Genomic DNA, 19,890 nt, shown 5'->3' on the forward strand with positions numbered 1-19,890 from the left:
GCCGGCTCCTCGCTCGAGCTGTTGACACCGAGAACACGTTCCTAGCACCCGATTCCAGCACGTGCAGTCCATACAACCAGCGAACCGGCTAAGGGGCACCAGCCCCGAAGCATCTTGAAAGGAATCTGGATGACAATCTCCCCGCTGCGGCATGTCCGATCCGCCGCGACCTCGCTCGTGCACCGGATACCAACGCGCCCAACTCCTTTGGCTGATCCGCCGGCCGGTTCAGGGCTGCTGCCGGTGATGGGAGACAGCGGCGCGCCGCTCATCGGCCACACCCTGGGTGTGTTCGACCGCAATCTTGACTGGACCCGCGAGGGCCGTGCCCGCTACGGCGATATCTGGTGGACTCGCTTGGTCGGAAACCGCATTGTCATGGTCGTCGGTTCAGCGACAATTTCCGACGTCCTTGCCAACCGCGACAAAGCATTCGGCAATAAGGATGCGTGGGGGCGGTTCATCAATCCGTTCTTCGAGCGTGGCGTCATGCTGATGGACTTCGAGGAACATCTGTACCACCGGAGGTTGCTGCAGCAGGCGTTCACCAAATCTCGGCTGGCCGACTATCTTGAGCAACTGAACCCCGTCATCCGGCGCAATTTGGAATCCATGCCTGCCGCTGGGGTTTTCGAGATGTATCCGAAGACCAAGCAGATCACGCTGGACGTCGCCAATGAGGTCTTCGCTGGGGTGACACTTGGCGCCGAGACAGAATCGGTCGACCGAGCGTTCATCGATTCGGTCCACGCCACGACGGCGATCGTGCGCGCGAACTTGCCTGTAGGCGCTTACGGGCGTGGGATGCGGGGCCGTGCGCAACTCGAACGATTCTTCCGCGAACTGATCCCGCAGCGGCGCGTCGGTGATGGTGCCGACCTGCTCAGTGTGCTGTGCCGTGCGGTAGGTGAGGAAGGCGAACGGCTCACTGATGACGACATCGCCAACCACATGATTTTCCTGATGATGGCTGCCCACGAGACGACCGCGATCACGATGGCGACGATGACTTACTTTATGGCGAAGTATCCGCAATGGCAGGAGCGTGCCCGCGCAGAATCGATTGAGCTCGGCAAGGAGTACATCGATTATGCGGATATGGAGCGATTGAGCACCCTGGATCTCATCCTGAAGGAATCGCTCAGAATGTACCCGCCGGTCGGGTTTCAGGCGCGAATGGCATTGCGCGACACTGAGATCGACGGCCGATACATACCCGACGGGACAATCGTGTTCCTCGCGACCTACGCGTCGCACCGGACTGATCCGTGTTGGACGAATCCGGACGCTTTCGATCCTGAACGCTTCAGCGAAGAACGTCGAGAGGACAAGGTTCACCGGAACGCCTGGGCCCCCTTCGGATCCGGCGTGCACAAGTGCATCGGAATGTACTTCGGCGGTATGGAGGTCATCGCGCTCATGCATCAGCTGCTGCTGAAGTACGAGTGGACGGTCCCTGCCGGCTACGAAATGCCCCTGGACTTCGCCACCGGCCCGTTTCCTGCCGATGGACTCCCTATCCGCCTGCGCTCACGCGGCGAATTCGGTACTCCGTGAGGGACCCGTTCGCCGCAGTGGGCTTACCAAGCAGTGCAGACGGCACCGAAGTTTCCTGGCCTGGTCAACCGAGACTTCACCGCGGCTGCGCCGAACTATAAACGGGTCGGCGACTCCAAATGCCGACGTCGGCCGTTGAGATCACCGATCCAGACCACCCTTGCCGCTCAGATCGATGCGGCGCAGGTTGAGCAGCTGTAGGGGTTCATCGCGTCACGTGGTAGCTTTCGGCGTCCCAGCGACGTGTGCGCCGGCGGTATTCAAAGGACCAGTTGGGATAGAGCCCGGCATTCTCGCCGCGGTCGTTGGTGTAGTAGGTCGAGCATCCGCCGGTGAGCCAGGTGCCGTGCTGTGCGCGCGCGTGTACCTCGGTGACGAAGGCGTCGTGCACGTCTCGGCGTATTTCGGCTCTTCGGACTCCGTCGGCACGCATGCGCGAGACAGCGTCGACGATGTAGTTGATCTGGCCCTCGATCATGAAGATCACGGACTGGTTGCCAGCCGCACCGAATGGGCCCAGGATCGTAAACATGTTGGGAAACCCGACGTTGGCAATCCCGAGGTAGCTCTGGGGGCGGTCGCGTTGGAGGTCGTTGATCGATCGGCCATGAGTCCCCTTGACGTTGTCGCAGAAGGTCGGCCGAGTGCTGAATCCCGTTGCCACGATGATGGTGTCGACTGGCCGTTCGACGCCATCTGATGTCACGACGCTGTGCGGCCGAACCTCGCGGATCCCGGCAGTCACAACTTCGACGTTCTCCTGGGTCAGCGCCGGGTAGTAGTCGTCGGAGAAGATGGCCCGTTTGCAGCCGATCATGTAGTCAGGTGTCAGCACTCGCCGCAAGTCCTTGTCTGGCACCTGGCGGCGTAAGTGCCTCCGGGCCATGGCCTCGAAGGGGAAGCGGAATCGGGCGGAGACAAAGCCGGGGAGACCGAGGGTCTCGATGCCGGCGTACCAGGCCGTCCGGTTTGCCCTCTGGACCAGCGGCAGGGCGCGGAACACTCGCTGCTTGAGGGGAGTGATTGCTCGGTCCCCCCGAGGCACGATCCACGGTGGCGTGCGCTGGTAGACGATCACCTCGCTCGCGACCCGTTGCACTTCGGGGATCACCTGCACGGCCGTAGCGCCGGTACCGATGACCGCGACGCGCTCCCCAGTGAGGTCGTGCTCGTGGTCCCAGTGGAGAGTGTGGAACTGTGTTCCCTCGAACGAGTCCAACCCCTCGAGATCGGGAAACTTCGCCTCGGCGAAGACCCCCACCGCACCCACCAACACGTCGCAGGTGAAGTCGCCCTTGTTCGTGCCCAGATTCCATCGGCTCGTGTCCTCGTCGAAGACCGCGGCCTCAACTTCGGTGTCGTAGTGGATGTGCGGCATCACGCCGTGCGTCGATGCGATCGACCGGAGGTACTCCAGAATCTCCGGTTGAGTACCGTACTTGCGCGACCACCCCGGGTTGGGCGCGAACGAGTAGGAGTAGAGCGTCGAGGGTACGTCGCATGCGGCGCCCGGGTAGGTGTTCAGGCTCCAGGTGCCGCCCAGGTCAGAGGAGCGCTCGAGGATTGCGAAGTCCTCGATGCCGGCCTGACGAAGCCGAACTCCGAGGCCGAGGCCGCCGAAGCCGGCGCCGACGATTATGAGCGGGATATGGGTCACCGTGGACTCCTCAAGGTTGAAGCGGGCGGAGGCGCTGGCGTCCGGCTTGGAGCGAGATGTGTTCTGACGAAAGCGCCGATCTCGGTGATCGCCGCTCTGCCTTCAGGGAGGATGTCGGCGAAGATCTGGAACACATGAACCTGGTTCTGCCAGATCTGCAGCTCGTGTTGTACGCCGTGTGCGGCGAGCCGGCTAGCGAGCCGCTCAGCATCGCAACGCAGAACCTCGCGCGATCCGACCTGGATCAGCACGGGCGGGAGTGTGCTGAGGTCGCCATCCCACGGCGGGAGATTGCCTTCGCCTTCGCTCAACAGCCTGGAACCGACGCGCCCCAGCTGTCGTGCGCTCACGAACGGATCGCCGGCAGGGTCCGGGTGGGCGGCCGACTCTCGACACTCAAGATCCAGCCACGGCGACAGTGCGACAATGGCCGCTGGAGGCGGAAGACCTTCGTCGGCGGCACGCTGCGCCACCGCGAATGCCAGATAGCCGCCCGCGGAGTCTCCGCTCAGGACGATCGAACCCGGGTCGGCCGCTTTCTCCAACGCCCATCGATAAGCGGCCAGACAGTCCGCAATCGTGGTGGACAAGGTCGCTCTAGGCAGAAGGCGATAGGCCACGTTGAGAACGGGCACCTCTGAGGCTTCAGAAAGACGTGCGGCAAGTCCCCGATGACTACGCAAGCCGCCGGCCACGAAGCCGCCGCCGTGCAGGTGCACCATCAATCCCGCTGTTGCGATGGCGGACGGACCTGTCACGAGCTCGGCCTCGAACCCGTTGTATACGACCCGCTCGCGTCTCGTCCCGCCGGGCGTTCGCATCGCCAGCCCGGTCAGGTCGACTGCCTTGAGCGCCGTGAACCCGATCCGGTTCAGCGGGATGTTCTTGATGAGGGGCTTGAGCGTACGGCGGAGCACACGTGGCAAGACGCGTGCCGCCCGGCTCGTGTCCTCGAACTGGGTAACCGTCGCAACTTCAGGCGGTCGCTTCATCGTTGACCCTCCGGGAAGCGCTGCCCCGCCAACCTTCGGTTGACCGGGTCGACGTGACCCGCGGGGTGAAGTCGTAGTCCTCGAACTTCACGTGCGTGCCGCTGCGACGAGCGCTGAAGATTGAAGAGGGTCTGATAAACGGGACGTCGCCCTGGGAGTTGACGTAGTAGGTGCGCAAGCCTTCGTTGACCGACGTGAAGTAGTGCTTGACGTTGCGCCCTCGCTTGATGATCCCGCGGTGGTAGTCCGAATGCGCCTGTTCCCTGACCGCGACAGAATGCGCGTCACGACGCATCGCCTCCTCGATGACCCGAACCGCGTGGCCCGCACTGATCTCGACCATGGCGTGCCACCCGGTGCCGGTCCAGGAGTACGGGCCGATCAGCATCCAACGGTTCGGGAGTCCTGGGAGGGCCACGCTCTGGTAGGCCTGAAGTCCCTGGTCTGTGTAGAACCTTCCGAGATCGAAGCCGTTTCGCCCGACGATTGCTCCGGTCCTGTAGCTCTCTGGATCGGAGAACATCTCGTAGCCGGTGGCCAGCACCAGAGCATCGGTGGGCCGGATCCGTCCGTCTCCTGTCTCGATCGCGTGTGGCGTGACCTTGACGATGGGGCTGGTCACGAGGCTGACGTTGGCGCGGTTGAAAGTCTGCAGGAAAGCATTGGAGAAGGTCGGGCGCTTGCCGAACAGACCGTACGCCGGAGCCAGCGCTGCTCGATCCGACTGGTCCCGGACGACCCTCGCAAGGTAGGCGCGGTAGGCCCAGCGCGCGGCGTTGTCAAAGCGCCGCGCGAACGGGCCGAAGGCCGCGAGAGGAGTGAAGATGATCGAACGCACCGCAAGGTCGAGGGCGAGGAGCGACATCCCGGTGAGCCCTGCGCCAACGACCGATCCAGCGAGAATTCGCTGCAGTCGGGGGGGCATGGCCATGTCAGGTTTCGGCAAGCACCACACCGGGGTGCGCTGGTAGACGTCGAGCTGTTTGACCCCTGGGGCGATGCTGGGCGTGATCTGAACGGAGCTTGCCCCGGTGCCGATCACCGCGATGTTCTTGTCGGTGAGGTCGTAACTGTGGTCCCAGTCCGTCGGGCTCAGAATCTTCCCGACGAAGTCGTCGAGACCCGGGATGCCCGCATCCTTCTTTGGCTCCATGAAGGCGCCGACCGCCGAGATCAGGAACCTCGTCGAAATTACTGAACCGTCGTCGCATTCGAGGCGCCACCACTGGGCCGCTTCGTCCCATATCTCCCGCACCACGTTGACGCCGAACCTCAGGTGAGGCATCAGCCCGAAGTCGTCTGCGACCTGCTGGTGGTACGCCTTGACCTGTGCCCCCTTCGGGAACAGTCGCGACCAGCGCGGGTTACGGGCGAAGGAGTACTGGTACATGAACCCGGGCACGTCAACGCCGATGCCGGGGTAGTCGTTATCGCGCCACGTCCCGCCCACCTCGTCGGCCCGCTCGAGGATGACGAAGTTGTCGAGTGACCTCCGCTTCAGGAGGACTCCGGCACAGATACCACCCGGACCGGCGCCGAGGACCACGGTCTCGTGATCAGGGCCAGCCTGTCCACTCTTCCGGTGTGTACGAACAGTCACGACCGCTACCTCCATGATGCTTGATGTGTGTGAACGGTAGCTTATTTCGACATGGCTGTCTACATAGTCGATAGTCCTCGAAAATTCAGACGCCGAACACGCCCGAAAGGGTCGGTCGCGACGACGACCTTTGCAGCCCTACGTCTTTCGCTGCCGCGAGGTGTCCCGCCGGCGCAACGAAGTTTGCGCAGCTGGCCGACCACGTCGTTGACGACGAGTTGCAATCACGACCTCTGAACAGTTCAGCGGTGCAACGATTGGGGAATGAATCTCTGAATGAATGTCTTCACGGGCAAGGTTGCAGTTGTCGCCGGCGCGCCCTCGGGTGTGGGACGTAGTTCGGCGGTCGAGTTGGCACGACGAGGCCCAAAGCTTGGCGATGTCAACGCAACGGAACTCGACGAGACGGCGCGCCAATGCGAAGCATTGGGCTCGGCGATCAAAGTCGACTTCGTAGACGTCGCCGAACGTGAGGCTGTTCTTGCGCGGGCCGACGCTGTAGCCCACCACTTCAGCGATGGGCACCGGCCATCGCGGCCGCCTGGCACCGCATACGCACAGCCTTCGACTGACCCCTGTGCCATCTGCCCAACCGACACGAAAGACACACTGGCCGCCTTCGAATTCGTTGTCGACTATCGAGAGATTCCCGATTGGGTCTTCGGGCCGACCACTTCGAGCCCGTCACCGATCAGGTGCGCGGAGTCGGGGCGACGTTCGACACCGTCGGCGACCTGGGGCCGACCAGCCTGAAAATGCGTGGCGGAGTTATCCGCTGGGAATAAGGCCGCTCGCTCGGGCTGCGCAGTATCAAGGGGCTGGAGACGGACTGGTGTGGACGGTCCGCGAGCTGGACGACACTCGATTTTGAGTGTGTCGTGGAGATGGAAGATCACGTGCACGGGTTCGTCGGCACGGCGCGCGACAAGATCATCCGGGTCTTCGCGAAAGTGGCAGTCGTGCAGATCGAGCGGAGCCTGAGCCGACAGGTCCGGGAGGCGTTCGCGACGACGGCAGCGAAGCGCCGTGAGGTCAGCTGAGTAACTTGAATCGCGACCGGACCGGATACGAGATGGCCCGACGACAGCGGTTGTTCTGTCGTCAGGCCATCTCGCGACTAGCGGCGACTCTGCAGGTCGTAGACGAAGGCGTCGGTGTCCTTGGTGCGCAGACTCGGTACCTTCTGCATCTGACGGAGCATCCACATCGTAGCGTTACGTGGCAGGCCTTTAATCGGCTTGAAAGGCATCAATTGCCCGAGGAAGAAGAGCAGGTCGGTGTCGGTGTCGATGCGCTCGATGAGCCAGCCCCGCTCGGGATGCAGCACCATGTCGTAGCGGTCCACCCCGACAACGTTCACAGTGCGCGGGGTGAACTTGAACTTCGCGATCACCCGCCACGGCGCGGTGATTCGCACCTTTCCGTCGAGAAAGTCGTAGTAGGGCAACGCCTTCTGCCCGTCGCTCTGCGCATAGAACACCATATCCGGTGCCAGCTTGAATATCTTCATGTAGAGGTCGAAGTCCTCGAGCGTGCCTTTGATGTCCCGGCTACCGAAGAACGGGTCCGCCCAGACAAGGTCATCGGAAACGCACGAACGCAGCATGTCGGCGGACCGGGCTTCCCACGCGGCGTACCACTTACCCAGGAACCCGGTCAGCCCCTCGGCGGGAAAGCCCGCCGCAACATACATGTCCTCCTGCTGCTTGACCTTGTGGTAGAACTCTTCCATCAGCGCGATCGAAGCCTGGTGCTCCTTCGAGTAGCTGCTCGCGTCGATTATCGGGGGCCGCTCGTATTCGCGATTGAGCGAGGACGGGCTGACAGCCTTCTTTTTTGTCATGGACTCGACTGGCATTGTTGCTACCTTCCTTCAGATATATCTTTTTGGGATGCGTGCTCACTGGTGCACGCAAGTCTTTGCTTCTCGATATTCGAGGACCGCGGTTTTTTCAGGTGCCGCAATCGCCATGCCAGCTGCGCAATGTCAGCTGCGTCAGACGATGGCTCCGCGGGGTTCATAATTTGAGCGCGATCCGTTCGCACCCAGCCGCGGCTCGGGACACACAAATCATCAAGCTGTTGCTTTCCGTGCGTTCTGCTCTCGCCAGTACGAGATCGCGATGGTCGATCTCGCCGGCCAGAACTGTGGTTTCGCAGGTGCCGCACACGCCCCGACGACATGAGTACGGCACGACCACGCCGTGTCGCGTGACTGCGTCGAGAATCGTTGTCCCGGCCGGGATCTCCACAATGATTCCCGTTTCCCGTAATTCGACCTCGAAGGTGCGACGCGACTCTCCCGCCGCGACGAGGCTGGATTTATCCGTGTGCTCGGCTGCATGCCTCGTGTCGATCAAACGAAGCGGTTGTCGAGCGAGAAACATGTCCGTGTCCCCTGGTCCGTCAGCTGATCTTTGCGAAGTCGCCGCTGGGTGTGGAGTCGTGGCCCGCGAAGCTGGCCCGGCGGGCAACAATCTCAGGGCCATTGGCATCGGCGCGGGAGACCGCCATCTCGACGAGCTTCAACATCCCGGTCAGCATGCCGTCGCCGCCGACTGCAGCCCGCTTCTTTCGAGCCGCAGCACCCGGCAGCTGATCGAGGATGCCGCCGATCCTGGGGCCAATCGAGATGGCGTTCTTCGTGACCATCGTCAGAATCTTCAATTCGGTGGTGCTGTATTTACGGCCGGCGCGGTTGTCGAAAATCACCCGGACCATGTCTTCGCCGACCAAGAAGTTGAAGTAGCCCCAGAGCAGCGGAACGATGGCTTCCTCGACCAACTTGCCTGCGTGACGGCCCAATTGCAAAGCAGGGAGGGCCGCCAGCGTCTTGTGCAGTGCTCCCGCTAGTTGAGGGGTCCACTCGGTCATCCCGGGGCCGCCCAACGATGCCATGTACTCGGTGTTTGCCATCGCATCGCGAACGTTCTTGGCGAGAAGCTCGTCGGCGACACCGAAGATGTACAAGGTGTAGGCGAAGAACTTGGTGACGTCGTTCAGCTCCTCCTCGCTGATCTTGCGACCGAGATGGCGGTCGATGATCAGCGGGCTGAGACCGAATGCGCCGAGGCCACCTGCCATAGCGGAGTTCGAAATAGGGTTCGCTCGGTGCGCGAAGGTGTCGTCGCTCCAAGACTGGAGCATTCCGGCCCGTACTTGTGCATGCATCAGACGGAGCCGGACGGTGTCCTTGAACGGCTCCGCGAATCGCTCCATCGCGCCCGGAAGGTTCACGCTGGCGAACCACGCGGCCGAATCACGAGTGCGCAATAACGTGTTCTGGGCAAACCAGCCGGTCGATCCGGTCGCCGCGGCGACATCCTCGCCCATCATCGTGTACGCGGCGTCGATGAGGAACATTCCGATCTTGCCGGCGACCGATGCGCTCCGCCAGATGATGCGTCCACGCTCCCATGTCTCGGGGTCGTGCCAGGGCGGCGGGTTGTCGAGTTGCTCGAACAATGCCACCAGCTCTGCCGGCGGGTCATCCACCGTCTCGATGCCGTGGTCCAGTGCCTGATCGAGCATCTGCCTGCCCTGCGCCGCACCCACGCGACGGAACATGGCCACTACTCCGTCCATCTGTTCGTCGCCCTGCCACAAATGATCCGCGAGCAACCGGGCTGCCGGGGTCTCCTGGGCAATCAAGGTGATTTCGTGGTCTACGAGGTCCGCGGCGAGGAACTTCCGAATTGGCAGCCAGGCAGGCGAAGGCATTGCGCGGGTAGGCAGCGGACGCAGCTCCATGCCCGGTCGATAGTAGTAGTCGTACGGGTGTCGGGGCTTGTCGTCGGCGACGCGATCCTTCCGGGACGGTGCCGAGTTCGTTGTCGTGCTTGCTACCTCAGTCATCTGTGCCATCCGTTCCTAGATCTGGTTTAGCCCTCTACCAAATGATCTGGTTGTATACTCTCCCAGATGCGCAGTGATGTCAACGGACGGTCGTCGTGACCAAACCCGAGACGCGGAAGAATTACGCCGGACTAACTCCTGCGCAGCGGCAGGAACGTCGCCGCGGGGATCTGATCGACGCGGCGGTCGAGATCATCGGAGAAGGCGGAACCGAGCAGATCTCCGCTATCCGCGTGTGCAAGCGCGCGCGACTCAACCAGCGCTACTTCTCCGAGAGCTTCGCCAGCCGCGAAGAGCTTCTCGTAGCTGCCCTCGACCGGGTGGTGGGTGAGTCGATCAGTTTCGGCCTTGCCAGGTGGGCCACATCTTCTGGGGTCGACAGCGCGCGAACGGCCGGCCTGGTGTCGGAGGTCCTCGACTTCGTGGCCGCGGATCCGTGCAGGCGAGCGTTGCTGATCGAGTCCCAGGCGACGCCGGCGCTGCGCAAGCGGCGTGAAGAATTTGTCGCGATGATCGCCGGCATCATCGAAGCGAGGGCGGTCGACGTGCTGGGCGACCAGGTGGTCCTCGGTGTGGATACCCGAGTCGCCGCACTCGTCTTCACAAACGGCGCATTGAATGTGGTGACAACGTGGCTTACGGGCGACCTCGATATCAGCCGCGACGAGTTGATCACCGCACTCGCCAAGACCATCCTCGCGGCGCTGCGGACCAGCGGCCTCCCACCCGCAAGGCGCCCGACTGAGGACCTAACCGCACCGCTGGAGGACGGGATATCCATTCCCAATTGTCCTGAAAATCGTTGCGATACAACGACCTAGCAAAGTACTAGGTGGCACCAGAGCGGAGAGTGCTGCGGTCGCCACCCATGGCGAGCTTGCCACCAGGTCGACGAATCGATGTCCTGGCTTTCGGTTGCGGCCAGGTGGCCATGTCCAACGACGTTGTGGTCACGAGCGGTGAAACCCCAACTGGCGCTGCGCATATTCGAAGCCAGCACAACCTGTTGACTAATTAGACATACCTGTCTATAGTTCGGCTATGGCTAGCCCTCTGCATGTTGTCGACGCCCCGCAAGATGTCCGCGACGATATCCGGTTTCTAGGACCGGATTCAGTGAGCTGGAAGGTGGCGATGGGGCCTACCTACATACCTGCGCTGCTTGCCTCACTGGTGATGTTCGAGCTCTACCAACCGATGGCGGTTCTCGGCGAGCAGTCCGTGACCTATACCGACCCGATTGGCCGTAGCAAGCGCTCGATGGAGTACTTCTACACCGTGGTATTCGGAACCAAGGATGAAGCACGCAAGGTGGCGGCGCACGTCAACGCGATGCACGACACGATCAAAGGGCACTGGGCAGTCACAGGTCGCGAGTATTGCGCCTCGGAACCGGACAATCTTTTGTGGCTCTTGGTCCCAGTGACCCAACTTGTGCTGGATGCGTACGCGACATATGGCATTGAGCCTCTGACCATGGCCGAACGCGACCAAATGTGGCGCGAACAGGCGGTTACCGCGGAGCTCAACAGAATTCCCCTCGAATTGTTCCCGAAGTCGCAGGCCGAAGCCGACGCCTACTTTGAACGGATGCGACCACATCTCGGCCTGAATGAGGCCTCTGCTCGCGCGATGCGCATAGCGACCTATCCAACGATATGGAATTCGACGGCGGTTCCGGTTGCTCTGGTACCAATTTGGCGAATCCTCATGGAGGCTGCGAGCGTTTTGTTGCCCGACTATGCAGCCAAGCTGGTCGGGCAGGAGCGTCCCAGCATTGTTCGGCGCGCGACAATCGCGGCCTACAAGCCACTGTTCGCAGTTTGGGCAAGGACGCCATACCTGTGCGATGCCACCGCGAAACTAGCCGGAGGCGCATCGTACGAGATGATCCGTAACGCAAGGGAATTGATGAGCGCGGGAGTTTGAGGCGTTTGACGCGCTATAGGAACTCTTCGCCGGGCGGCGTTTGGTGTGAGTATTTGTTCTGGTAGCAGCTTTTCACCTGAGTTAGGTCATTTTATACCCCGTCGGCGATTGCCAGATGGGTCGGGATTTCGGCTTGAGCGTCGAGGACTTGTCGCGGAAAGGTCTGGTGGGTGCCGTTGATGGCGATGGTCGCTGACCGCGGCGGGCGGAGCTGCTTGACGACGTTGGCGATCGCCAGGCCAGTCTTGTCCTGGATGGCGTGCGAAACTGCCAGCGCGGCGAACACGATCGTCAGGTGCGCTTCGATCGACTCGCGTACGTGGTGAAAGATCGGCCGGGCCGCCAGGTCGTGCTTGGACATCCAAAATGACCGTTCCACGTGCCAGAGCTCGTGATATTTCGCGATCACCTCCGCTACGGGCATCGCGGCAGCATCAATGTTGGTGACGTATTCGTGTCATTGACCGTCGTACCGCCGCGCCGGGGTGTGACGGTGTCGATCACCTATCCGTCGGCGAACATGTTGCCGTGCCAATGGAAATGCGATTCCAGGTCGCCGGGCGCCTTGGTCTGCCGTGATCCGACATTGAACGAAAGACCCTCAGCATCAAGAGCTTTAAGGTTGGTCCAGGACAACATGCCGGCATCGGCGGCGATGACCATCGGCACCCCGGCCGGACCGTGACGGGCATGGAAGGCTTGAACGATGGGCACGATGGTGGTGGTTTCGGCGGTATTGCCTTCGTAGCAGCCGATTTCCAGAGGGAACCCCGTACGATCGACCAGCAGGCCGACCACGATTTGTGGATCAACCCGTCGTTCCTTGGGGATCGGAACGGCTCGATCGAGTCGGCCATTGCGCCCAAGGGGTCGCGGCGGCTCAGTAATATCAATTCTGTTGTGCTGTCACTGTATTCGCGTGGAATGAAGACCCGCGATATCGAGGCTCACATGGAGGAGGTCTACGGGACGTCGGTGTCGCGCGAGTTGATCTCCAACATCACCGAGGACGCTCTCGGGGTGTGGATCCAGGACACCGAGGGCGCCAAGTTCTGGCAGAACCGCGGCGGAATTGATTTCGATCCATCAGGGCCGACGTAGCCCACCTCGACCGAGTCGCACGAACGACGCATCAACGTTGCGAACTGAACACTGGCAGTGAGTTATCCCGTTGCATCGCAAAGTAGAACGGCCGCTGGCCTCGGACATCCATCACGCCGACAACGGCGTCGTCACCGACTTTGCGGAACACGTCATTGGCCGGGTGCTGGTCATAGATCATCGTGGCGGTCGCCTCTCCGCGATAAGTAGTAGTCCCAAACGTGCCCTCGGCCGCTTGGTCTGCGCAATTGGTCGAAGCGCGGTAGGCACCCAGGTGTCACAGGCAACGGCCGCCAGGAGGATATCCAGCGCTAAACTCCTGCTGTGGCAAAGGCAAAGAATCCCAGCGATGCGGTACCTCCAGCGCCCTCACCCGACTCGCTCGCGCCAATCGTTACCGCACTCGCGCCGGCGCGTCGAATCATCAAGCCCAAGATGTACGGCATCGAGAATGTGCCTCAGCGTGGCGCGTTACTGGTGGGCAATCACACCTTGTACGGATTGTTCGACCTGATATTGCTGGCGGGCGAGTTTGTCGAGCGCAAGATCGTGGTGCGGGGGCTCGCCGACCACGCCCACTTCCTGATACCCGGTCACCGGGACGTTTTGACCGCTGTTGGCGCGGTCCCTGGTACCCGCGCGAATGTGCGTGAACTGATGCGTCGGGGCGACTTGATCATGGTTTTTCCGGGCGGGGCGCGTGAGGTGGCCAAGCGCAAAGGTGAGCGGTATCAGCTGATCTGGAAGAACCGCGTCGGGTTCGCGATGATGGCTATCGAAGGCCGTTATCCGATCATCCCGTTTGCTTCGCTGGGCATTGAAGATGCGTTGGACATCGTGATAGACACCGACAGCCCGTTGATGGCGCCAGCACGAATTCTTGCCAAAAAGCTGCTGAAATCCGAGCCGCTGCCGCTCGTGCGAGGCATCGGACTGACACCGATACCGCGACCCGACCGGCTGTATTTCTGGTTCGGCGAGCCCATCTCCACCGCCGAATACGACGGAGTGGCTCACGAGGAAAGTGCGCGCGAACTGAGGACGCGTACCGCGGCGGCGATTGAGGGCGGGCTCGACTTCCTACGCGCCGAACGGGAGGCGGATCCGGAGCGTTCGCTCCTAAAACGTCTCATCGGAAGCAAATCGGAGTCATGACAATCGTGCAAACGTCGCCAGAACGGGGAGCAATGGCTAGGCAGCAAATGTCACTACTCCGCGTTGTCCTGTTCGGTCTGGTCTTGGCTGAAATTTCGGCGAAGCTGCCATTGAGCGCGATTGCGGCGGTAGACGGGGCGGCACGGATCCGACGCCCGTTTGAGCGTCGGTCGGCCGCAGGCAGGCTGGATATTGGGCACCCGCGGAGTCTGTCCGTTTGCCGGCCGTGTCAGAACGCGTACGGACCGAATCGTCCCCAGACGACGACCGCGGCGAAGACCGCGAGCACCACGTTGACGGCCACGTAGGGGTATTCGCGGCGGCGGCCGTGAGTGACGATCGCGCCCACCGGGACTAGTCGAAGTCTCGACCAACGGGAGTTCATCTGTGCTCACCGGCTCGCGCGCCAGCGTGCGATCTCCCGGCCGATGTCGGTGGTCGGCGGCTCGTCGTAGAACCATTCCCGCCCGATGCGGTGCCAGTTGTTGGTAGCACCCAAATGCCCCAGCGTGCCGAATGTCATGAAGTCCGCACGCCGCGAGAAGACATGCTCGGGCGGCATCGTCTGCCGTCGTATCCCGGCAAACTCCGTTTGCCGCGGGTCGATGGCGAATACCACCGCACCGGTGGCCAACTCCGGAGTAATCGCAATCTCGGCATCGACCAGATGCCATTCGCTCGCCGACCAGGCATAGTCCAGACACTCCTGCGGGGTAACCCCTGCCGCATCGTCGACGATGCCACGACGCACCATCATCTGATACAGATCCGCTGCCCGATTCTCAGCAGCAGCGCACAGGCATGCCCGCTCAAATGCCACGCTGGCCGGATCCATGCGGTTGTAGAGCCCGAAATCGATGAAGCCGACACGGCCATCGCGCGCCAACAGAATGTTGCCCGGATGCGGATCCCCACAAAACTCGTTGTGCGCGAACAGCGAACCGATGTAGAACCGGTGAATCACCTCACCGATGCGGTTGCGCTCAACATCCGGCAGCGCCCGCATCTCCTCGAAACCAACACCGTCGAGAAACTCGGTCACCAACACTCGCGGCGTACAGCATTCGAGTACAGCGTCGGGAACGACAATGAACGGATGGTCGCGATACCGGGCAGCCACATAGCGCTGCGTGGTCGCCTCCCCCAGATAATCCAGTTCGCCGTCGATGCTCCGCGTGATCTCCTCCAGCAGTGCCGAATTCATCGTCGGCCACATCGAACTCAACAGCTTCATCACCAGGGCCAGGTTGCCCAAGTCCGCACGTATCGCCTTATCGACACCGGGATACTGCACCTTGACCGCAACATCGCGCCCATCGTGCAGCCTGGCGCGATACACCTGACCGATCGACGCTGCAGCGATGGGCGATTGATCAAAGTCGGCGAACACCCGCGACAACCTGCCCAGATCGGCCTCCAACACCGCACGCATCGTGCTGAACGACTCTCTGGGCGCTTGATCCCGCAGCGCGGCAAGCTTTTCCCGGAACCGGTCGCGATGAGACTCCGGCACCATCTCAAATTCGATCACCGACAACATCTGACCCAGCTTCATCGCAACGCCCTTCATGGCGCCCAACACCGTCACCAGACTCTCAGCTGCATCCATGGTCGCTCGCTCGGACAACACCCGCTTGGCCTGCTCCGATCTGCCGACCATCGACAGCCGGGTACCCGCGCCCCGCACCGCTTGCTTGGCCGCGAGCGTCCCCAACTTGCCGCCTCGAGTCAGTCGACCCTCCGGCAGTCCACGCGCCATCTGCCACCTCCCTATGAGTCGCCCATGAGGGTCGTGGCCACCACTGCTCGACGGCCACCACGGGGACTTTCAACCTACTGCTGTGTCGAAGAGTTCGTCTCAAATCCCGTAGTCGGGCCACATAATCGACGACTGACTTGTATTCGCCATAAATGCTCAGGCGTGGATGGTGGCGAGCGCGCAATACATGCGGCCATCCTGTGGGTTGCCGTCTAATGTCGTGGAACAGGTGGTGCCGTCGTTCATCACGGAGCTATGTGACGGTAGTACCCGTTCAGCTTGCCCGGCCGCCCACCGGATACTCACTGGCGAGTCGTAGCGCACGCCTCAAGTCGCTCGGCAGTTGGCTGCCGTTGCACCTCGCGCGCAAGATCGCCTCTCGCGGCTTCAGTTCCGGATCCCATTCAAATCAATTGTTTCGTTGCCGGCGAGGCACAGCTGCACTCTGTCGGATGGTCGCCGTCGACGCGTCGAGTTCCGCCCGGAGGCCCGCGGATATATGGCCGACCGATAGGGGCGTGTCAGCTGGGCCACGGAGCACCGTGCCGTCTACGGCAAACCTGGCACCATGGCGCGGGCAGACCCAGCATCGAGATTTGCCGTCGAATTCGAGTGGCCAATTCATATGCGTGCACAACGCTACGACCGCATGCAACTCTCCGGCCGCATCGCGGAAGACCCCAACGCTGCCATCCTCCGAGTCAATGATTCTCCCTTGACCCGAGCGCAATTCCGATCCACCCGCGTCAGGGGTTGGCACCACAGATACTCCGGTAGCACCGACAACGCCACCTCGAATCAGCTCAACGGCCTCAAAGACGACCTGAAACGGGACTTTCCACAACGTCACTCAGTCACCCACCATGGGATGACCTCATCACCGCGGCCCGTCGCGCGCGCGCGTCGCGCACCATGCTCAGTACCGGCTCGCCGGCCACGCGCGGAAGCGCGTCGCGCAACCCCGGAGTCAGGGCCATCGCCCTGAACAACGGGCGATAGGCGGCGATCGTCGCGCGACGAACGAAGGCCGGTCGGTACTGGCCGTGAAGTTTCAACACGTAGTCGGGCGTCAACGCCGTGGCGCATTCCTCAACAAGTCGAACCAGCGGCACCAACGCGACCGGGACAATCCCATTGTCCCACAGCAAAGGAAATACCAAACGGTGCGCGTAAGCGGATTCTTCGATCACCGCCAGGCGCGGACGCATCTCCTCGAAATACTTATCGGCCTCGGCCTGCGAGGTGGGAATCATCTCCGCCGGAATCCGATTCAGCAACGCGATGACCTCCACTTCGCGCCACATCTGGTCGCGCTCCTCGGGGGTCAACCGCGAGGGACCATACGCGTCATAGGCATCCATCGTCGCCTGCATGAAGGGCACATAAAGCCACAGAAGATTCTCTGGATCCGATGCACAGTAATCGCGCCCATTCCAGTGACACTTGATCGTGTCATGCATCGCATTGACATGCTCGATAAGCGACATAGCCTGGTCCCGGTCGCCGAAAGTCAGCGTGAGCATGTACTCAAGAGTGCGGGTCGAGCGGCCGATCGGATCTTGATACGTCACCGATTGAGCACCCATCAGGCCGCACGGCGGAAAAGCCTCAAACAGATCCAGGATAGACAGCAGACCCGGCACATAGGTAGGGCTGAGCATCACCTTCCAAGTGACCGAATCCGGCCTGAAAAAACCTGACTCCGAACCGATCTCGATATCAATCACATCCGCAGGAGCGCTTGGAGCGCTTGTCAGTGTCGTCATGCCCCCAATTTAGACACCCATGTCTAAATAGTCAAGGGGGTGACGGATCCAACGCCTACGACATCTCATCTCATTGAGTCAATGACCAGCGCAAGTCGATCACAGTTTGCGCAGACCCAGTGTCCATATTCGGAACACCACACGTGCCAAGGCCCGGCCACACTGGATCCAAACCAACGTCCATCGATGCCTAGGGGAACCTGCATGGAGCCAGCATCCAACGCATCGAGCGGGGCCGGGGATGCGCCGCGGGGCCCGTTGATCGGATCGCCCTCGCGCTCGGAGAACAGACTGCACAATCGTGATGTCCACGACCAGCCGATGAAAACGGAACTACGGTGACCACCTCAGAGGAATTCCCAACAGCGACCAGAATACGACGCGCCGTACGGCTGCGGCGGCTCCCAGCTACCGCGATCGCGCTGCTGTGTGCGGTCGCGGCGGCAACACATGGTGCCGACCAACAACAGGCGCAAGTATGGGCGCAGTCGCGGGCCGTCGACTTGATGACCACCGACGTGCCATTACCGAACTCGGGCTCCCCCGCCGACCCGAACCGAATCCACGATGACCTCGGCAGGTTCAGCTTCACTACGCCCGTAGGTTGGGTGCGGTCAGCCAATCCGAAATTAACTTACGGCACAACGCTTTTGACCAATCCCGGGCACCCAGACGGCGTCATTCTGGTCGGCCCGCTGGACCTGAAGCTATTCGCCTCGTCCTACCCCTCGCACCCGGACAACACCAAGGCGGCGATCAGACTGGCCTCCGACATGGGCACGTTCCTCATGCCCTACCCCGGTAACCGGATCAACTGGGACACTCAGCCCTTCAGCGTCAACGGATTACCAGCTGCCACTTCGTATTTCGAAACGAAGTATGAGGACGCACGCCATGAAGACAGTCAGCTGTGGGTGGGGGTTGTCGGCCATGACGTCAACCGGTTCTTCGCGCTCTGGCGCGGAACCGCCTCCACGCCAATTGATCGCGCCGCAGCGCAGGCGCTCGCCGAATCCATCGATCCGGACTAGGACGATCACCGATTCATGAACGCTGGAAGGCTAATTCGGATACACGGGACGCGGGATGCATACTCCATTGGGGTCCGACGCCATCGTCTTGTTGCCGTCGATCCAAATCTCGCAATGCATGTCGGGGTTCCACCAAACATTGCGCACCGCAACATAAGCCGTAGACGCATCGTCCAACTGAACCGTCGTTTCCCAAGGTTGACTCGGGCCTACCCAATGGTTCTCGATATGGACGCCGCTCCAATTGATAGTCTGCGCCGCCTCCCTGAAGTAGATCGTCACCTCATGCTCTCCGTTGGAGGTGACGACGTAGCGGACTGTGTGTTCATCGGCGTGAGCGGCCGGAGGAGCAATCATGACTGAGGCGAACAACAGGACGACCCATCCTTTGCGGGACCAGCTGGTGACGTGCGATGACATACGTTCTCTCCCTTGGTTAATAGCCATTCAAGCACCTTCTGGCCATCGGTCAAGACCCATTCGCACCGACACGACAAGCAGCCCGCCGGCAAACATGCCGACGGCAAGTATTAAGAAGAACACCCCCGCGACTGCCCCCGAGCGCACCCAGGGAACTTGCACCTTTTCCGAGGAAATCGGTTACCAATCAAGCTCTTTCAAGGATATCTATGACGGCCTAAGCATCCTTGTACCCGAGACTCTGAAGTTCGGACATCTCGCGCAACACGAAGTAGATCGTTTGCCCCCACACTCATCGGCCGCGACATCACCGGTCAACACGAGATATTGACAACGAGGGAACGAAATGGAACTAGATTACAAGCCAGTCGATGAGGAAGTGATGGACGTGCCCGAGGATTCAACAGCCGAGACACCAACAAACGAGATCTCCGAGGACGCTGCGCCGACCGCAGAGGCTGCGGACTCGCCTGCGATTGTAGCCGAATCGCCGCAAGCAGAGTCGTCGCCAAAACGTGCTCCGCTGACCCGCCGCACCCAGCTGCTGACTGCCGCGCTGGCGGTCTCATTGGTTGGCAACGGCGTTCTCGGCTGGGTTACTTATGACAGCCGCCATAGCGCACGGGAGGCCCAGTCGCAGCTCATTGCGATGAGGGATGCCGCGCAGTCGAAGGACCACGCCATGCAGATCGCCCTCGACTATGCGAAAGGCGCAGCAGAGATGGACTACAAAGACCTGCCTGGCTGGACGAAACGGCTGACCACCAATACCTCACCCGAGCTTACTTCCAGGCTCAAGGACGCCGCTGCATCGATGGAGCAGATCATCGTTCCGCTGCAATGGGTTTCGACGCCGACGCCGATCGCGTCGGTAGTCCGCTCCGAGCGTGACGGCGTGTTCGTGGTCAATAGCTTTGTCAGCGTGAAGACCAAGAACGTTCAGACACCGGACGGTATTCAGTCGACCGCGACCTACACCGTCACCATCAACAAGAACAACAACTGGATCATCACCGACGTCGGCGGCGTCGACACCGCACTCAAAGCCGGCTCCTGAAATTTGCTGTC

General features: G+C 61.4%; 18 protein-coding genes and 2 pseudogenes. 8 read left to right on the forward strand and 12 right to left on the reverse strand.

Annotated features, from left to right (window positions below; all coding sequences use genetic code 11):
- Nucleotides 1-129 precede the first annotated feature (129 nt).
- Entirely contained in the window at nucleotides 130-1,557 is a 1,428-nt protein-coding gene (locus A7G45_RS24300) for a cytochrome P450 (RefSeq protein WP_260940792.1), read from the forward strand.
- Between the two features lie 205 nt (nucleotides 1,558-1,762).
- Here the strand turns inward: A7G45_RS24300 and A7G45_RS24305 are convergent, their stop codons facing one another.
- The 3 genes from A7G45_RS24305 to A7G45_RS24315 are packed head-to-tail and all read right to left on the reverse strand — an operon-like array spanning nucleotide 1,763 to nucleotide 5,806.
- Nucleotides 1,763-3,214 carry a flavin-containing monooxygenase gene (locus A7G45_RS24305; RefSeq protein ID WP_260940794.1) on the reverse strand — a complete coding sequence of 484 codons (1,452 nt, stop codon included), beginning with the start codon at nucleotides 3,212-3,214 and terminating at the stop codon, nucleotides 1,763-1,765.
- Nucleotides 3,211-4,206 (reverse strand): alpha/beta hydrolase, encoded by a 996-nt coding sequence (locus A7G45_RS24310; protein WP_260940796.1) that lies wholly within the window; start codon nucleotides 4,204-4,206, stop codon nucleotides 3,211-3,213. Before A7G45_RS24310 ends, A7G45_RS24305 begins: the two co-directional genes overlap by 4 nt.
- Nucleotides 4,190-5,806, reverse strand: coding sequence for a flavin-containing monooxygenase (locus A7G45_RS24315; protein WP_260940797.1), 1,617 nt, complete (start codon nucleotides 5,804-5,806; stop codon nucleotides 4,190-4,192). Before A7G45_RS24315 ends, A7G45_RS24310 begins: the two co-directional genes overlap by 17 nt.
- Before the next feature lie 878 nt (nucleotides 5,807-6,684).
- Between A7G45_RS24315 and A7G45_RS24320 the strand changes: the two genes are divergently transcribed.
- A complete protein-coding gene (locus tag A7G45_RS24320) occupies nucleotides 6,685-6,846 on the forward strand; it encodes a DUF2800 domain-containing protein (RefSeq protein WP_260940798.1) in 162 nt (53 codons plus the stop codon).
- Between the two features lie 77 nt (nucleotides 6,847-6,923).
- On the opposite strand, the gene A7G45_RS24325 is transcribed toward A7G45_RS24320, so the two are convergent.
- The 3 genes from A7G45_RS24325 to A7G45_RS24335 form a co-directional block, all read right to left on the reverse strand.
- Nucleotides 6,924-7,664: a nuclear transport factor 2 family protein gene (locus A7G45_RS24325; RefSeq protein ID WP_260940799.1), complete on the reverse strand. Its 741-nt coding sequence runs from the start codon at nucleotides 7,662-7,664 to the stop codon at nucleotides 6,924-6,926.
- 160 nt (nucleotides 7,665-7,824) lie between these two features.
- The gene (locus A7G45_RS24330) at nucleotides 7,825-8,193 is read right to left on the reverse strand and encodes a 2Fe-2S iron-sulfur cluster-binding protein (RefSeq protein WP_260940800.1); all 369 of its coding nucleotides are present in this window, start codon (nucleotides 8,191-8,193) and stop codon (nucleotides 7,825-7,827) included.
- A 19-nt stretch (nucleotides 8,194-8,212) separates the two neighbouring features.
- Nucleotides 8,213-9,556, reverse strand: coding sequence for an oxygenase MpaB family protein (locus A7G45_RS24335; RefSeq protein WP_260940801.1), 1,344 nt, complete (start codon nucleotides 9,554-9,556; stop codon nucleotides 8,213-8,215).
- Between the two features lie 200 nt (nucleotides 9,557-9,756).
- Here A7G45_RS24335 and A7G45_RS24340 point away from each other — a divergent pair, with 200 nt between their 5' ends.
- Together A7G45_RS24340 and A7G45_RS24345 are read left to right on the forward strand one after the other, a co-directional pair.
- A complete protein-coding gene (locus A7G45_RS24340; RefSeq protein ID WP_260940802.1) occupies nucleotides 9,757-10,482 on the forward strand; it encodes a TetR/AcrR family transcriptional regulator in 726 nt (241 codons plus the stop codon).
- Between the two features lie 220 nt (nucleotides 10,483-10,702).
- On the forward strand, nucleotides 10,703-11,590 hold the full coding sequence (locus A7G45_RS24345) for an oxygenase MpaB family protein (RefSeq protein WP_260940803.1): 888 nt from the start codon (nucleotides 10,703-10,705) through the stop codon (nucleotides 11,588-11,590).
- Nucleotides 11,591-11,681: 91 nt separating this feature from the next.
- Here the strand turns inward: A7G45_RS24345 and A7G45_RS24350 are convergent.
- Nucleotides 11,682-12,433: pseudogene (locus tag A7G45_RS24350) on the reverse strand (transposase); the annotation flags it as partial.
- Between A7G45_RS24350 and A7G45_RS24355 the strand changes: the two are divergent.
- Nucleotides 12,419-12,649: pseudogene (locus A7G45_RS24355) on the forward strand (transposase); the annotation flags it as partial. The pseudogenes A7G45_RS24350 and A7G45_RS24355 sit on opposite strands and share 15 nt — an antisense overlap.
- Nucleotides 12,650-12,722: 73 nt before the next feature.
- Here A7G45_RS24355 and A7G45_RS24360 read toward each other — a convergent pair.
- Nucleotides 12,723-12,872, reverse strand: coding sequence for a DUF4334 domain-containing protein (locus A7G45_RS24360; protein ID WP_260940804.1), 150 nt, complete (start codon nucleotides 12,870-12,872; stop codon nucleotides 12,723-12,725).
- Nucleotides 12,873-13,015: 143 nt separating this feature from the next.
- Between A7G45_RS24360 and A7G45_RS24365 the strand changes: the two genes are divergently transcribed.
- Nucleotides 13,016-13,846 carry a lysophospholipid acyltransferase family protein gene (locus A7G45_RS24365; protein WP_260940806.1) on the forward strand — a complete coding sequence of 277 codons (831 nt, stop codon included), beginning with the start codon at nucleotides 13,016-13,018 and terminating at the stop codon, nucleotides 13,844-13,846.
- A 391-nt stretch (nucleotides 13,847-14,237) separates the two neighbouring features.
- Here A7G45_RS24365 and A7G45_RS24370 read toward each other — a convergent pair whose 3' ends face one another.
- From A7G45_RS24370 to A7G45_RS24375, 3 genes are all read right to left on the reverse strand, one after another.
- On the reverse strand, nucleotides 14,238-15,605 hold the full coding sequence (locus tag A7G45_RS24370) for an ABC1 kinase family protein (RefSeq protein WP_260940808.1): 1,368 nt from the start codon (nucleotides 15,603-15,605) through the stop codon (nucleotides 14,238-14,240).
- A gap of 409 nt (nucleotides 15,606-16,014) precedes the next feature.
- Complete coding sequence (locus A7G45_RS32775; protein WP_407667545.1) at nucleotides 16,015-16,455, reverse strand: Rieske 2Fe-2S domain-containing protein; 441 nt, start codon at nucleotides 16,453-16,455, stop codon at nucleotides 16,015-16,017.
- 4 nt (nucleotides 16,456-16,459) lie between these two features.
- Nucleotides 16,460-17,371, reverse strand: coding sequence for an oxygenase MpaB family protein (locus A7G45_RS24375; protein ID WP_260940769.1), 912 nt, complete (start codon nucleotides 17,369-17,371; stop codon nucleotides 16,460-16,462).
- Nucleotides 17,372-17,877: 506 nt separating this feature from the next.
- On the opposite strand from A7G45_RS24375, the gene A7G45_RS24380 reads away from it, so the two are divergent.
- Nucleotides 17,878-18,402, forward strand: coding sequence for an APA family fibronectin-binding glycoprotein (locus A7G45_RS24380; protein ID WP_260940809.1), 525 nt, complete (start codon nucleotides 17,878-17,880; stop codon nucleotides 18,400-18,402).
- 30 nt (nucleotides 18,403-18,432) lie between these two features.
- On the opposite strand, the gene A7G45_RS24385 is transcribed toward A7G45_RS24380, so the two are convergent.
- Nucleotides 18,433-18,849 (reverse strand): hypothetical protein, encoded by a 417-nt coding sequence (locus tag A7G45_RS24385; protein ID WP_260940810.1) that lies wholly within the window; start codon nucleotides 18,847-18,849, stop codon nucleotides 18,433-18,435.
- A 319-nt stretch (nucleotides 18,850-19,168) separates the two neighbouring features.
- On the opposite strand from A7G45_RS24385, the gene A7G45_RS24390 reads away from it, so the two are divergent.
- A complete protein-coding gene (locus tag A7G45_RS24390) occupies nucleotides 19,169-19,879 on the forward strand; it encodes a hypothetical protein (RefSeq protein WP_260940812.1) in 711 nt (236 codons plus the stop codon).
- The last annotated feature ends 11 nt before the right edge of the window (nucleotides 19,880-19,890 follow it).

The organism is Mycolicibacterium llatzerense, from assembly GCF_025331195.1.
Taxonomy (GTDB): domain Bacteria; phylum Actinomycetota; class Actinomycetes; order Mycobacteriales; family Mycobacteriaceae; genus Mycobacterium; species Mycobacterium llatzerense.

What these genes read in the sequence shown, in the direction of transcription:
- A7G45_RS24345 (WP_260940803.1), top strand. Translation starts at nt 10,703, where the DNA reads ATGGCTAGCCCTCTGCATGTTGTCGACGCCCCGCAAGATGTCCGCGAC.
- A7G45_RS24380 (WP_260940809.1), top strand. Translation starts at nt 17,878, where the DNA reads ATGACCACCGACGTGCCATTACCGAACTCGGGCTCCCCCGCCGACCCG.
- A7G45_RS24360 (WP_260940804.1), bottom strand. Translation starts at nt 12,872, where the DNA reads ATGATCTATGACCAGCACCCGGCCAATGACGTGTTCCGCAAAGTCGGT.
- A7G45_RS24390 (WP_260940812.1), top strand. Translation starts at nt 19,169, where the DNA reads ATGGAACTAGATTACAAGCCAGTCGATGAGGAAGTGATGGACGTGCCC.
- A7G45_RS24310 (WP_260940796.1), bottom strand. Translation starts at nt 4,206, where the DNA reads ATGAAGCGACCGCCTGAAGTTGCGACGGTTACCCAGTTCGAGGACACG.
- A7G45_RS24300 (WP_260940792.1), top strand. Translation starts at nt 130, where the DNA reads ATGACAATCTCCCCGCTGCGGCATGTCCGATCCGCCGCGACCTCGCTC.
- A7G45_RS24375 (WP_260940769.1), bottom strand. Translation starts at nt 17,371, where the DNA reads ATGACGACACTGACAAGCGCTCCAAGCGCTCCTGCGGATGTGATTGAT.
- A7G45_RS24325 (WP_260940799.1), bottom strand. Translation starts at nt 7,664, where the DNA reads ATGCCAGTCGAGTCCATGACAAAAAAGAAGGCTGTCAGCCCGTCCTCG.
- A7G45_RS24385 (WP_260940810.1), bottom strand. Translation starts at nt 18,849, where the DNA reads ATGGCTATTAACCAAGGGAGAGAACGTATGTCATCGCACGTCACCAGC.
- A7G45_RS24370 (WP_260940808.1), bottom strand. Translation starts at nt 15,605, where the DNA reads ATGGCGCGTGGACTGCCGGAGGGTCGACTGACTCGAGGCGGCAAGTTG.
- A7G45_RS24335 (WP_260940801.1), bottom strand. Translation starts at nt 9,556, where the DNA reads ATGGAGCTGCGTCCGCTGCCTACCCGCGCAATGCCTTCGCCTGCCTGG.
- A7G45_RS24330 (WP_260940800.1), bottom strand. Translation starts at nt 8,193, where the DNA reads ATGTTTCTCGCTCGACAACCGCTTCGTTTGATCGACACGAGGCATGCA.